Source organism: Qipengyuania sp., assembly GCF_964227205.1.
In the GTDB taxonomy this organism is placed as follows: domain Bacteria; phylum Pseudomonadota; class Alphaproteobacteria; order Sphingomonadales; family Sphingomonadaceae; genus Qipengyuania.
The window spans coordinates 575796-588333 of record NZ_CAXQVB010000002.1; the positions used below are offsets into that span (position 1 = coordinate 575796).

At 64.2% G+C, this 12538-nt stretch carries 13 protein-coding genes; 9 read left to right on the forward strand and 4 right to left on the reverse strand.

Annotated features, from left to right (window positions below; all coding sequences use genetic code 11):
- Positions 1-26 precede the first annotated feature (26 nt).
- Positions 27-1364 carry an MFS transporter gene (locus ACEQZ0_RS04690; RefSeq protein ID WP_370188869.1) on the forward strand — a complete coding sequence of 446 codons (1338 nt, stop codon included), beginning with the start codon at positions 27-29 and terminating at the stop codon, positions 1362-1364.
- Between the two features lie 3 nt (positions 1365-1367).
- Here the strand turns inward: ACEQZ0_RS04690 and ACEQZ0_RS04695 are convergent, their stop codons facing one another.
- On the reverse strand, positions 1368-1586 hold the full coding sequence (locus tag ACEQZ0_RS04695; RefSeq protein ID WP_370188871.1) for a hypothetical protein: 219 nt from the start codon (positions 1584-1586) through the stop codon (positions 1368-1370).
- 115 nt (positions 1587-1701) lie between these two features.
- Here ACEQZ0_RS04695 and ACEQZ0_RS04700 point away from each other — a divergent pair, with 115 nt between their 5' ends.
- On the forward strand, positions 1702-3369 hold the full coding sequence (locus tag ACEQZ0_RS04700; RefSeq protein WP_370188873.1) for a thiamine pyrophosphate-binding protein: 1668 nt from the start codon (positions 1702-1704) through the stop codon (positions 3367-3369).
- A 71-nt stretch (positions 3370-3440) separates the two neighbouring features.
- Here the strand turns inward: ACEQZ0_RS04700 and ACEQZ0_RS04705 are convergent, their stop codons facing one another.
- Both ACEQZ0_RS04705 and ACEQZ0_RS04710 read right to left on the reverse strand, forming a co-directional pair.
- The gene (locus ACEQZ0_RS04705; protein ID WP_370188875.1) at positions 3441-3623 is read right to left on the reverse strand and encodes a CsbD family protein; all 183 of its coding nucleotides are present in this window, start codon (positions 3621-3623) and stop codon (positions 3441-3443) included.
- A 117-nt stretch (positions 3624-3740) separates the two neighbouring features.
- Positions 3741-4148 carry an EVE domain-containing protein gene (locus ACEQZ0_RS04710; RefSeq protein WP_370188877.1) on the reverse strand — a complete coding sequence of 136 codons (408 nt, stop codon included), beginning with the start codon at positions 4146-4148 and terminating at the stop codon, positions 3741-3743.
- 147 nt (positions 4149-4295) lie between these two features.
- On the opposite strand from ACEQZ0_RS04710, the gene ACEQZ0_RS04715 reads away from it, so the two are divergent.
- The 7 genes from ACEQZ0_RS04715 (at position 4296) to ACEQZ0_RS04745 (ending at position 10585) form a co-directional block, all read left to right on the forward strand.
- Positions 4296-5987: a putative bifunctional diguanylate cyclase/phosphodiesterase gene (locus ACEQZ0_RS04715; RefSeq protein ID WP_370188879.1), complete on the forward strand. Its 1692-nt coding sequence runs from the start codon at positions 4296-4298 to the stop codon at positions 5985-5987.
- 47 nt (positions 5988-6034) lie between these two features.
- Positions 6035-6844 carry a diaminopimelate epimerase gene (dapF, locus tag ACEQZ0_RS04720; protein ID WP_370188881.1) on the forward strand — a complete coding sequence of 270 codons (810 nt, stop codon included), beginning with the start codon at positions 6035-6037 and terminating at the stop codon, positions 6842-6844.
- Positions 6841-8016: a MiaB/RimO family radical SAM methylthiotransferase gene (locus ACEQZ0_RS04725; protein ID WP_370188883.1), complete on the forward strand. Its 1176-nt coding sequence runs from the start codon at positions 6841-6843 to the stop codon at positions 8014-8016. The genes dapF and ACEQZ0_RS04725 overlap by 4 nt, the downstream gene beginning before the upstream one ends.
- Positions 8013-8939 carry a signal recognition particle-docking protein FtsY gene (ftsY, locus tag ACEQZ0_RS04730; RefSeq protein ID WP_370188885.1) on the forward strand — a complete coding sequence of 309 codons (927 nt, stop codon included), beginning with the start codon at positions 8013-8015 and terminating at the stop codon, positions 8937-8939. Before ACEQZ0_RS04725 ends, ftsY begins: the two co-directional genes overlap by 4 nt.
- Complete coding sequence (locus tag ACEQZ0_RS04735) at positions 8939-9586, forward strand: inner membrane-spanning protein YciB (protein WP_370188887.1); 648 nt, start codon at positions 8939-8941, stop codon at positions 9584-9586. Before ftsY ends, ACEQZ0_RS04735 begins: the two co-directional genes overlap by 1 nt.
- Positions 9587-9773: 187 nt before the next feature.
- Positions 9774-10079: a GNAT family N-acetyltransferase gene (locus ACEQZ0_RS04740; RefSeq protein ID WP_370188889.1), complete on the forward strand. Its 306-nt coding sequence runs from the start codon at positions 9774-9776 to the stop codon at positions 10077-10079.
- Positions 10080-10135: 56 nt separating this feature from the next.
- Positions 10136-10585, forward strand: coding sequence for an SRPBCC domain-containing protein (locus ACEQZ0_RS04745; protein WP_370188891.1), 450 nt, complete (start codon positions 10136-10138; stop codon positions 10583-10585).
- Here the strand turns inward: ACEQZ0_RS04745 and ACEQZ0_RS04750 are convergent.
- Positions 10582-12528, reverse strand: a complete 1947-nt coding sequence (locus ACEQZ0_RS04750; RefSeq protein WP_370188893.1) for a potassium transporter Kup — start codon at positions 12526-12528, stop codon at positions 10582-10584. The two genes, ACEQZ0_RS04745 and ACEQZ0_RS04750, sit on opposite strands and share 4 nt — an antisense overlap.
- Positions 12529-12538 lie beyond the last annotated feature (10 nt).

The following is a 12538-nucleotide window of genomic DNA, read 5'->3' on the forward strand; positions in this document are numbered from 1 at the left end:
GAGAATGGGTTTCTGCCCGGGGGGTCATGCTTACATCGATGCACTTGCTGCGCACCCGGCGGTTCCTGCCGCTGTTCGTCACGCAGCTGTTCAACGCCTTCAACGACAATCTCTACAAGACGACCATGGTCCTGTTCGTGGTCTATGCCGTCTACAGCGACGAGAGTACGGAGGCGGCGTTCAGCGGCCTCGCCTCGGGCCTGTTCATCCTGCCCTTCTTCCTCCTATCCGCGCTGGCGGGCCAGCTCGCCGACATGCGCGACAAGGCCAGGATCATCCGCATCATCAAGCTCTGCGAGATCGCAATCATGGGCGTCGGCGCGGTGGGGCTGACGCTGGCGTGGAAGGGGGTGGCGGTGCACGTTTTCGCGATCCCGCTGCTGCTCGTCGCGCTGTTCGCGATGGGGGTGCATTCGACCTTCTTCGGGCCGATCAAATACGCGATCCTGCCACAGCATCTCGAGAAGGACGAAGTGCTCGCCGGCACCGGTTGGGTCGAGGCGGGCACCTATATCGCCATCCTCGCGGGTACGATCCTCGCCGGGCCGCTGGCGGTGAAGCACACCGGATGGGCCACGGTGGGCATCCTGCTGACCGCCTGCATCGGCTATCTCGTCAGCCGCCAGGTGCCCCCCGCGCCGCCGCTCGGCGAACCGGAAAAGCTCGACTGGCACATATGGCGCGCCTCGGTGAAGCTGGTGCGCGACACGATGCACAATCCGGAGGTCTATTACGCCATCCTCGCGATCAGCTTCTTCTGGACCATCGGCGCGGTGCTGTTCATCCAGTTCCCGCCGTTGGCGAAGAACACGATCATGGCCAGCCCCGAAGTCGCGAGCCTGTTCCTGGTGGTGTTCTCGGTCGGCGTGGCGATCGGCTCGGTCGCCGTCAACGCGCTGCTCAAGGGGCGCGTCTCGGCGCGCTACTCGCCGATCTCGGTGATCGTCATGGGACTGTTCGTGGTCGCCTTCTATGTCGTCGCCAAGCTGTGGGAGGCCGACCAGCCGACCAGCCTGCTCGGCGTGAGCGAGTTCATCGCCTGGCCGATGGCCGCGATGCTGCTGCTGTGCCTGCTGGGGATCTCGGTGTCGGGCGGGATGTTTGTCGTGCCGCTCTACGCCTTCCTCACCACGCGCGTCTCGCCCGACAAGGCCTCGCGTACGATCGCGGCGAACAATATCGTCAATTCGGGGGCGATGGTCGGCGGATCTTTGGCAGCAATGGCGTTGAGCGCGGCGAGCGTGCCGATCACCGAACAGCTGCTGCTTTGCGCGGCCATGTGCCTGTTCTCGGCCTGGCTGGCCCGGCGCCTGATCGCTGCCGAGAACGCCGCCGCAGACCTTGCCGCGGCTGCCGGGGCGTGAGGCCTAGAGTATGAAGGCGAGAACCGCCGCCAGCGTCGCGAAATAGGTCGTCGCAACACCGCGCACGTCCGCGGCGGTCAGGCGCCAATCGAAGGCCCCGCTCGCAGGCCAGTCGATTGCCTTGCTTGCGGGAAGGTCGGCGAAAGCGCTGCGGCGCTGGGGCAGGCTGGCGCGAAACCAGTGGCGGGCGGATTCGGTGGTCAGGACCAGGGAGCGTCTCATGGCACCCACGTTAACGCTTTTTTAACCTTTGACTATCCTCGCCCGCTTGGCCTGTCCCCATTTGGCACGGATCAGCGCGATTGCACCGCCCGTTCAGCCGGGCTAACCGCCGGACATGACAGCGCCCGATACGCCCCAAGCCGCCCAACTCCTCGTCGACTGCCTGATCGAGCAGGGCTGCGACCGCATCTTTACCGTCCCCGGCGAGAGCTTCCTCCAGGTGCTCGACGGCCTGGCCCGGCAGGACTCGATCGAGGTGGTGACCTGCCGGCAGGAAGGCGGCGTCGGCTTCATGGCCTGCGCCGATGGGGCAATGACCGGGCGGCCGGGCGTGGGCTTCGTCACGCGCGGCCCCGGGGCGACCAACGCCAGCATCGGCGTTCATGTCGCAATGCAGGATTCGCAGCCGATGATCCTATTCGTCGGCGACGTGGACAGCGAGATGCGCGACCGCGAGGGCTTTCAGGAGGTCGATTTCGCCGCCTTCTTCGGACCGATCGCCAAATGGGCGGCGCGGATCGATTCGGCCGACCGCATCCCCGAATATGTCGCCCGCGCCTATGCCACCGCGATCTCCGGCCGCCCCGGCCCGGTCGTCCTGGCGCTGCCCGAAGACATGCTGAGCCGTGCGACGACTGCCACCCCGCGACCGCGTGTCGAACGGCCCGCTCAGGCCCCCTGCCCCGATGCAATACAGGCGATGATGGCGTTGATCGCCGATGCCGCCGCGCCGGTCGCGATCATCGGCGGCGCTGGCTGGAACGCCAAGGCGCGCGCGCACTTCCAGCTCTTCGCCGAACGGCTCGGAATCCCCGTTGCGACCGCCTTTCGGCGACAGGATGCGATTGCAAGTTCAAGTGAGGTTTATGCCGGCAATCTTGGCTATGGCCCCAATCCGAAGCTGGTCGAGCGAGTCAAGCAGGCCGACCTCATCCTCGCGGTGGGCGCGCGATTGGGCGAGGCGACAACCGATGGATACACAGTGCCCCCGCTTACCGCGCCCGAGCGCAAGCTGGTCCATGTCCATCCCGACCCCGACGAGCTGGGCCGCGTCTACCACGCCGATCTCGCGATCTGCGCGAGCATGGACGAGTTCGCCGAGAGCGCCGCGCTGTGGGACGAGGGCGAGGTGCTCGATTTCGACGCCGGACGCGAAGCCAACGCCGAGTGGCAGGCGTGGGCGACCGCGCATCCCAACGGCCATGCGCTCGACATGGGGCAGGCCGTCCAGTTCATGCGCGATACGCTCCCCAGCGACACGATCATCTGCAACGGCGCGGGCAATTTCTCGGGCTGGTGGCACCGCTATTGGCGCTATGAAGGTTATCCGACTCAGCTCGCCCCGACTTGCGGCGCCATGGGCTATGGCGTGCCCGCAGCGGTCGCGGCCGCGCTGCGTCATCCAGAGCGCACGGTAGTCGCCGTTGCCGGTGACGGCGACTTCCTGATGAACGGGCAGGAATTGGCGACTGCCGTCCAGCACGGCGCCAACCTGATCGTGATCGTGGTCGACAATTCCGCCTACGGGACAATCCGCATGCACCAGGAACGCGAATTCCCGGGCGAGGAGCGGATCAGCGCGACACGGCTTGCGAACCCCGATTTTGCCGCGTTGGCCGAGGCGTTCGGCGGATGGTCGGCACGAGCTGCAACCAGTGAGGAGTTCGAGGTAGCGCTGGTCGACGCCAAGGCCCGCAGCGGCCTGCGACTGATCCACTGCGCCATAGATATCGAACAGCTCGCCGCCAGCGGTGCCAGCATCAGCGGATTACGCAACCGCTAGTTAGACAAGCGAAAGGGCCGCCTCCCCGCGGAGAGACGGCCCTTCCTCGCTGTAATCGGCGTTCGACTTGCTTAGATATCGTCGCCGAGCGCGCCTTCGATTTCGCCCTTGAGCTGCTGGGCCTCGCCCTTGCGCTCCTGGCGTTCGCCTTCGCGGTTGAGGCTTTCGTTGTCGGTCATTTCGCCGACGGCCTGCTTGGTGTTGCCGGTCGCTTCGTTGGCGTTGCCTTTGATCTTTTCTGTCAGTTCGCCCATGAGACGTCTCCTTTCGTTGACACACGCAGATTATCGCGTGGTTACAGCAGGATAACTGGCAGATGGGTGACCCCGTTCCGGTGGTAGCGACCAAGTGGTGGCGGCTTGCGACGAAGGTCAGATCCCCGCCATCGAGCAAATCACCGACCATTCCTCGGGTTTGATCTCGGCTACCGACAGGCGCGACAGCTTGACCAGTTCGCAATCGGCCAGCTTGGGCTCGGCCTTGATCTGCTTGAGCGTGACCGGATGTGGCAGCTTGGTCTTGGGCTTGACCTTGACCGCCGCCCACCTGCCCTCCGGATCGGTAGGGTCGGTGATGCCCGCCACGCTCACCTCGCAGATGCCAACGATCTCGAGCCCCTCGCGCGAGTGGTAGAAGAAAGCCTGGTCGCCCACTTCCATCGCCGCGAGATTGTTTTTGGCCCGATGGTTACGGACGCCGTCCCAGGTCCCTTCGCCTTCGGCGACGAGATCGTCCCAGCTGTACTTGAAGGGTTCGGATTTCATCAGCCAGTAGCGCATCGGGGACATATCTCCGTCACATTGCCTCGGAAGATGCGCGCCTAGCCTGTGGCTGCCCGGGTGACCACCCCAGCGAGCCCACGGTTAACCTGTTTTTAGGCGTCACGGCCTATGCCGAAATGGCAGACAACAACCCAGGGGGCGGGATTGACCGCGAAGAGTGCCAAGACCCACCAACGCCGACGCGAACGCCCGAGTCCGAAGCTCGGGCGCCACGAATGCGATATCGTCACGCTGGGTATAGCGTTTGCCGCGATCATCCTGTTCGTCGGAACGGCTGGAGTCGTCCTGCCCAGCCTCATCAAGGCCTGGAATGGCCAAGGCGCCTCGCCCGACGCCGCACTCACTAACGCGCTGCTGCTCAACATTGCCCTGATCCTGCTGGGCTGGCACCGCTACAAGGCGCTGACCGAGGAACTAGCCACCCGCCGCGAATCCGAGGCGGAAGCGCGTCGTCTGGCCGATATCGACCACCTGACCGGCTGCCACAACCGCCGCAGCTTCACTGCCGCGCTGGGGGATTTGCTGATCGATCTCGAACGTCGCGAACAGGCCCTTGCCGCGATCGCGGTGGATCTGGACAACTTCAAGCAGGTCAACGATCTGCATGGCCATCAGGCCGGCGACGAGGTGCTGCGCTCCACGGCCGAGCGCATCCAGCGGCTGTTGCCCGACGGCGGCATCCTTGCACGGCTCGGCGGCGATGAGTTCGTCTGCGTGGTCCCCTACCACCCGCAGGTACCCGACCGTGTCGACCAGCTCGCCGCGCGGATGATCGAACATGTCGCGCGCCCGGTGGAATATGCCGGCACGCCAGTCGATGTGACCATGTCCATCGGCATCGCATCGAGCACGCAAATGGAAGACATGCGCGACGGCACCGCCTCGGCGCAAAAACTGATGCACAAGGCGGATATCGCCATGTATCACGCCAAGAAGCAGGGCAAGAACCGCTTCTATTGGTTCGAGCCGCAAATGGAAAACGAGTTGCGCTTCCGCAACGAGCTCGAGGCGGGCATCCGCCGCGGCATCGCGGCGGGCGAATTTCGTCCCTATTACGAACAGCAGATCGACATCGAAACGGGTCAGCTGGTCGGCTTCGAAATGCTCGCACGCTGGGAATCACCCGAAATGGGCGTGGTCGGTCCCGATATCTTCATCCCCATCGCCGAGGAAATCGGCGTCATCAGCGAAATGAGCGAAGCGCTCGTGGCGCAGGCCTTCGAGGATGCGAAGCAATGGGACTCGGACCTGACGCTCTCGGTCAATATTTCTCCCGTACAGATGCGCGATCCGTGGTTCGCCCAGAAGCTGCTCAAGCTGCTGGTGCGCCACAATTTCCCACCCAACCGGCTCGATATCGAAATCACCGAAAGCTGCCTGCACGAGAATGTCGGCATGGTTCGCACCATGATCAGCAGCCTGCGCAACCAGGGCGTGCGCGTCAGTCTCGACGATTTCGGCACCGGATATTCCAGCCTGTCGCAGCTCCGCAGCCTACCCTTCGACCGGCTCAAGATCGATCGCGCCTTCATCGCCGAGCTCAAGCAGGAGGAGCATGGAGCCAAGCTGGTCGATGCGATCCTGACAATGAGCGATGGCCTGAACCTGCCGGTGACCGCGGAAGGGATCGAGAACGAGCTCGTGCTCGAGACGCTCAAGCGAATGGGCAAGATGAAGGGTCAGGGCTACCACTATGGCCGCCCCGAACCCGCCGCACAGGTGCTCGAACGGCTCGAGCGCCAGGATCTACTGGCCAAGGACAAGCTCGACAACGTTACCGAGATCGATTTCGCCGCGCATGACACGCGCCATGGCGGGGATCAACGCGCCGGCTGACACGACACTGGACGCTGCGCCGACGAGTGCATAGATGCGGCGGCGCAATGCGCGTCGATTTCACCAAGATGCACGGATTAGGCAACGACTTCGTCGTGCTCGACGCGCGCGTGCGCGAACTGCCCGCCATCGATCAGGCCACTGCCCGCGCCTTGGCCGACCGACGCACCGGAATCGGTTGCGACCAGTTGATCCTGCTCGAGCCGAGCGAGGCTGCGGACTTCCGTATGCGGATCTTCAATCCTGACGGCGGCGAAGTCGGGGCCTGCGGCAATGCCAGCCGCGCGGTCGCGCTGCTGCATGGCTCTGCCGCGAGCGTCGAGACAGCGGGCGGCGTGATCCGCGTCGAGCCGCGCGATGACGGCGCAAGCGTCGACATGGGCGAACCGCGCTTCGACTGGGATGCGATCCCCCTCGCCTATGCCATGGACACGGCCGCCATGCCGGTCGGCTGGGATGGCCTCGACCAGCCGGGCGCCGTCAATGTCGGCAACCCGCATGTGATCTTTTTCGTCACCGACACGGACGCGGTGCCGCTCGATACGATCGGGCCGGAAATCGAGAACGACCCGCTCTTCCCCGAGCGGGTCAACGTAAATGTCGCGACGATCGAGAGCCGCACGCATGTTCGCTTGCGCGTCTGGGAGCGCGGCGCCGGGCTGACCCGGGCATGTGGAACCGGGGCTTGCGCCACCGCCGTCCACGCCATGCGCCGTGGGCTGGTCGAACGCGAGGTGCGGGTGACGCTGCCGGGCGGCGACCTCATCATCGGATGGGGCGAAGACAACCGTATCGCCATGACCGGCCCCGCAACCGAGGCCTTTCGCGGTAGCTTCGAATGGAGCGACTTCGCGTGAACGAAGCGCAGGTCATCTCGCTCGGCTGCCGGCTCAACATTTCCGAAAGCGAGCAGATCCGCGCCATGTTGGCGCAGGAGCGCGATCTCGTGGTCGTCAACAGCTGCGCGGTCACCAGCGAGGCGGTGCGCCAGACGCGGCAGGCGATCCGCCGCGCGCGCCGTGCCAATCCCGATGCCCGCCTGCTGGTCACCGGCTGCGCCGCCGATATCGAACGCGACCAGCTCGCGGCCATGCCCGAGGTCGACGGCCTCGTCGCCAACACCGCCAAGCTTGACGCGCGCGCCTGGAATGTACCCGCCGAGGCCCCGCCCGCCCCCCAGGATCGCACACGCGCCTTCATCGCGGTGCAGAACGGCTGCGATCATGCCTGCACCTTCTGCGTCATCCCGCAGGGACGCGGCTCCAGTCGTTCGCTGACCATTGCGCAGGTCCTGGCCGAGGTGGAACGCCATCTCGATCATGGCGCGCCCGAGGTGGTGCTGACGGGCGTCGACGTGACCTCGTGGGGCCACGACCTCCCCGGCACCCCTCCACTTGGCGAGCTGGTGCGCGCTGTGCTCGACACCTTCCCGCAGCTCCGACGCCTGCGGATGTCCTCGCTCGACGGGATCGAAATCGATCCACTCCTGCTCGAACTGTTTGGGCATGAGCAGCGGCTGATGCCGCATCTTCACCTTTCGCTGCAGCATGGGCACGATTTGATCCTCAAGCGCATGAAGCGGCGGCATCTGACACGCGACGCGATAGAACTTGTGGAGCGCATTGCTGAGCTGCGTCCCGAGACTGCAGTGGGCTCCGATCTCATTGCCGGTTTTCCGACCGAGACGGAGGAGCACCATGCCGCGAACCTTGCGGTCATCCGCCAATTGAAGATCGTCCACGCGCATATCTTTCCCTACTCGCCCCGGCCCGGCACCCCGGCGGCCCGCATGCCGCAGGTCGAGCGCGCCGAAGTGAAGCGCCGCGCCGCCGAACTGCGCGCCGCCGCAACCGCGACGCGCGACGGGTGGCTGGCGTCGCTCGTCGATAAGCCGCACGCGGTTCTCGCCGAGCGCGACGGGACGGGCTACACGCCTCATTTCGCCAGGGTTTCGCTGCCCGAGGGCACGCCCGCCGGTGACATCCTCACCGTGACGCCGACCGCATTCGAGAATGGCCTTCTGCAATGAGTGACAAGCAAAGCTGGACCGACCGGCTGTTCGGAGGGTTTCGCAAGACCTCCGAGAAACTGACGACCAATCTCACCGAAGTGGTCGGGACCGCCAAACTCGACGATGCGACGCTCGACGATGTCGAGGATGCGCTGATCCTCTCGGACCTCGGCCCCGCGGCTGCCGCGCGCATCCGCGAGAAGCTGCGCGACAAGCGCTTCGGGCTCGAGATTTCCAAGCGCGAATTGAAGGAAGCCGTGGCCGAGGAAATCGCCGCGATCCTGCGCCCGGTGGCCAAGCCGCTCGAGATCACCGCCTTCCCGCGTCCGCAGGTGCTGCTGGTGATCGGCGTCAATGGCAGCGGCAAGACGACAACCATCGCCAAGCTCGCGCACCTGTTCCAGGAAGACGATTACGCGGTGATGCTGGCGGCAGGCGACACCTTCCGCGCCGCGGCGATCGGTCAACTCGCCACCTGGGCCGACCGCGTTGGCGTACCGATCGTGCGCGGCCCGGAGGGCGGCGATCCCGCCTCGATCGTCTTCGATGCGGTCAAGCAGGCAACCGAGATCGGCACCGACGTGCTGATCGTCGACACGGCGGGCCGGCTCCAGAACAAGCGCGAGCTGATGGACGAGCTGGCCAAGATCCGCAAAGTCCTCGGCCGGCTCAATCCCGAGGCGCCGCACGACGTTGTGCTTGTGCTCGATGCGACCAACGGCCAGAACGCGCTCAGCCAGATCGACGTGTTCAAGGAAGTCGCCGGCGTCACCGGCCTCGTGATGACCAAGCTCGACGGAACGGCGCGCGGCGGCGTTCTGGTGCAGGCAGCCGAACAATACGGACTGCCGATCCACGCCATCGGCGTGGGCGAGAAGATCGACGATCTGCGCCCCTTCGATCCGGACCTTGTAGCGCGCGTGATTGCGGGGGTAGCCTGATGACCGACGAAATGAAGCCCAAATCCAAGTCCGGATGGCTCAACATCCTCGTCGACTACGGCCCGCTGCTGGTCTTCCTCGGCGTTTACAAGTTCTACCAGCCGCCCGAGACCTCGACCTTCGGGGAGATCGCGGCGGTGATCTACGGCACGATCGCCTTCATGATCGCGGCGGTGGCGGCGCTGGTCTTCAGCAAGCTCAAGTTCGGCCATGTCAGCCCGATGCTGATCCTCTCGACCGCACTGATCGTCGGTTTCGGTGGACTGACCATCTGGTTGCAAGACGAACGGTTCATCCAGATCAAGCCGACCGCGATCTATTTGCTTTTCGGCGCATTGCTGCTGGGCGGATGGCTGCGCGGCAAGGCGCTGCTTCAGGTGCTGCTCGAGGCGGCGTTCGAAGGGGTGGACGCGCAGGGTTGGCTCAAGCTGTCGCGCAACTGGGGCCTGTTCTTCATTGCGCTCGCCGCGCTTAACGAGGTTCTCCGCGCGCAGCTCGACTTCGAGGACTGGCTGTGGGCAAAACTCTGGGTATTCATGCCGCTCAGTTTCCTGTTCACTTTCACCCAGATCCCGATGCTGCTGAAGCATGGCCTCGCGCTGGAGGAAAAGGACGAGGTGATAAAGGACGAACCGCCGACGGCGTGAGCGTCACGAGGACATACTTCAATGTCGATTGAAGTTTACCTGAACCCGCCTGAATCCGTTGCGAAAGCATTGAGCGACGGCATCGCCAACTTCAATCGCACCACGATCCCCGATCTCGAGCCGAACGAAGACGAGGTTCGTTTCCACGTGGTCGCATCGGACGGCGCGGAGCGAGTCATGGGGGGGCTTGCGCGGGACGTGCTACTGGAACACGCTGCACATCGAACTGCTGTGGCTTTCCGAGGATGCGCGCGGAGCCGGGATCGGCGTGCAGCTCATCGAGCGAGCTGAAGCTTTTGCCATGGCGCAGGGCTGTGAACTCGCCTTGGTCGAGACAACTAGCTGGCAGGCCAAACCGTCCTACGAGAAAAATGGCTATATGCTGATGGCCACGCTGGAAGGAAGGCCGGCAAGTCATGCATCCCATTACCTGCGCAAGAGGCTGGGCCAGTCCGACGAAGTATCGACCGGAGAGCCCCCGGCGACTGCGTAGCGCACCCTGTCGGGGAAAGGGTCGATCAAACGCCGCAATGACGCAAGGAGGCGCACATGGCCGCAATACCCCGCCCCGACCATTCGAACCGTCCCTTCCGGATGACCTGCGAACACGTCATTCGGGCTTCCGCAGAAGAGGTATTTGGCGCCTTCACCAGCCGCCTTGATCGCTGGTTCGCCCAGCCCGGCACGCTCTTCCTGTCAGCGGAGCCGGGCCAGCCCTATTTCTTCTACAACCGGGATGAATGGGGCCGCGATCCACATTACGGCCGGATACTGGACCTGAAAAATGGCGAGCTGGTCGAAATGACTTGGATCACGGGCAATGGAACCGAAGTCGGCACTCAGGGAGCCGAAACCATCCTGCGCGTCGAGCTAGAGCCAGTGGACGATGCAAGGCGTGTGCTGCTGACGCACGAAGGCTTCGTGTCGCAGGCATCCTGTGACGATCACGCCGAGAACTGGCCGCTGGCGCTCAAGATCCTCGACGAGGCGCTGGCCTAGATTTCCACCTGGCTGCCCAGTTCGACCACGCGGTTGGTCGGGAGCCGGAAGAAGTCCATCGCCGTCGCCGCATTCCGGAGCATCCAGGCGAAGATCTTCTCGCGCCAGAGAGGCATGCCCGGCTTGTCGCTGGCGAGAAGCGTCTGACGACTGAGGAAGAAACTGGTGTGCATCATGTCGAAATCGCCGCCGCAGGCCGACATCTGCTTGAGCCCCAGCGGCACGTTGGTTTCCTCCATGAAACCGTAATGCAGCACGGCGCGGTAGAAACCGTCACCCAAATCATGGATCTCGCAGCGCTTGTCGGCATCGACATAGGGCGTATCGGCGATCAGGACGGTCAGGATCACTACGCGTTCGTGGAGCACCTTGTTGTGCTTGATGTTGTGCAGCAGGGCGGAGGGCACGCCGGCGGTCTGGCTGGCCATGAAGATCGCCGTACCTGGTACGCGGGTGGCCGAGTTCTTGGCGCTCTTGGCGAAGATCTCGATCGGCAGCGCGGTTTCGCTCATCCGGTCGCGCATCAGCTTACGCCCGCGCGCCCAGGTCGTGAGCAGGGTGAAGGCGATCAGTCCGATAAGAAGCGGGAACCAGCCGCCATCGGGCACCTTGACCAGATTGGCCGCGAAATAGGCGCCGTCAACGAACAGGAAGAATGCCACCACGGGCAGCGCGAGGAACCATTTCCACTTCCAAACACCGACGAACAGGACCCCCATCAGCAGCGTGTCGATCGTCACCGCGCCAGTCACCGCGATTCCATAGGCGCTGGCGAGGCTGGACGAATTCTGGAAGGTGAGCACAAGCAGGATCACCGCGCACATCAGCGCCCAGTTGATCACCGGGATGTAGATCTGACCGGCCTCGGTCTCGCTGGTGTGGCTGATCGTCAGGCGCGGCATGAAGCCCAGCTGCATCGCTTGGTGGGTGATGCTGAACGCGCCCGAGATCACCGCCTGGCTGGCGATGAAGGTCGCCATTGTCGCGAGGATCACCAGCGGAAGGCGGAATTCTTCGGATGCGAGCAGGAAAAAGGGATTGCGCACCACTTCGGCGGCCTGTTCAGGTGGAAGTCCGGCGATCATCGCGCCCTGCCCGAAATAGTTGAGCAGCAGGCACGGCATGACGAAACCGAACCAGGAAAGACGCATCGGCCCGCGTCCGAAATGGCCCATGTCCGAATAAAGTGCCTCGGAACCGGTCACGGCGAGCACCACAGCTCCGAGTGCGAAGAAGGCAATCGCGCCATCCGTGATGAAGAACTGGACCGCGTACCACGGATTGAGCGCCCACAGGATGTCGGGGTTTTGGATGATCTGGTTCAAGCCGAGACCGGCGATGGTCACGAAATAGACAATCATTACCGGCGCGAAGAGCGCGCCGACCTTGGCCGTGCCGCGACTCTGGAGGAAGAACAGGAAGATCAGCAGGACCAACGCGATCGGAATGACCAGCGGATCGAGCCCGGGATTGACCACGGTCAGGCCTTCGACCGCCGAAAGGACCGAAATGGCGGGGGTGATCATACTGTCGCCGTAAAACAGCGATGTCGCGAAAACCCCAAGCAGCACGACCAGCCAGCCATAGCTCGACCGACCCATATGCCGGCTCAGCAGCGCGACCAGCGCGAGGCTTCCGCCCTGCCCCTTGTTGTCGGCCCGCATCAGGATGGTGACATATTGCAGGGCCACCACGATCAGCATCGACCAGAAGATCAGGCTGACCACGCCCAGCACGTGCATGCGGTCGATCGCGATGCTGGCCGTACCGGCAAAGGTTTCACGGAAGGCGTAGAGGGGGCTGGTACCGATATCGCCGAAAACGATGCCGATCGCCCCGACAGCAAGTGCGGTACGCGACCCGCTTGTGCCGTGGCCGCCATGCGAATCCGCAGGCGGTATGCCATCGTTGAGCGGGGGCGGCGCGGGTTGCGTTTCGGTCATGCGGGATTGG

What these genes read in the sequence shown, in the direction of transcription:
- ACEQZ0_RS04710 (WP_370188877.1), bottom strand. Translation starts at nt 4,148, where the DNA reads ATGCGCTACTGGCTGATGAAATCCGAACCCTTCAAGTACAGCTGGGAC.
- ACEQZ0_RS04695 (WP_370188871.1), bottom strand. Translation starts at nt 1,586, where the DNA reads ATGAGACGCTCCCTGGTCCTGACCACCGAATCCGCCCGCCACTGGTTT.
- ACEQZ0_RS04750 (WP_370188893.1), bottom strand. Translation starts at nt 12,528, where the DNA reads ATGACCGAAACGCAACCCGCGCCGCCCCCGCTCAACGATGGCATACCG.
- ftsY (WP_370188885.1), top strand. Translation starts at nt 8,013, where the DNA reads ATGAGTGACAAGCAAAGCTGGACCGACCGGCTGTTCGGAGGGTTTCGC.
- ACEQZ0_RS04735 (WP_370188887.1), top strand. Translation starts at nt 8,939, where the DNA reads ATGACCGACGAAATGAAGCCCAAATCCAAGTCCGGATGGCTCAACATC.
- ACEQZ0_RS04705 (WP_370188875.1), bottom strand. Translation starts at nt 3,623, where the DNA reads ATGGGCGAACTGACAGAAAAGATCAAAGGCAACGCCAACGAAGCGACC.
- ACEQZ0_RS04690 (WP_370188869.1), top strand. Translation starts at nt 27, where the DNA reads ATGCTTACATCGATGCACTTGCTGCGCACCCGGCGGTTCCTGCCGCTG.
- dapF (WP_370188881.1), top strand. Translation starts at nt 6,035, where the DNA reads ATGCGCGTCGATTTCACCAAGATGCACGGATTAGGCAACGACTTCGTC.
- ACEQZ0_RS04700 (WP_370188873.1), top strand. Translation starts at nt 1,702, where the DNA reads ATGACAGCGCCCGATACGCCCCAAGCCGCCCAACTCCTCGTCGACTGC.
- ACEQZ0_RS04745 (WP_370188891.1), top strand. Translation starts at nt 10,136, where the DNA reads ATGGCCGCAATACCCCGCCCCGACCATTCGAACCGTCCCTTCCGGATG.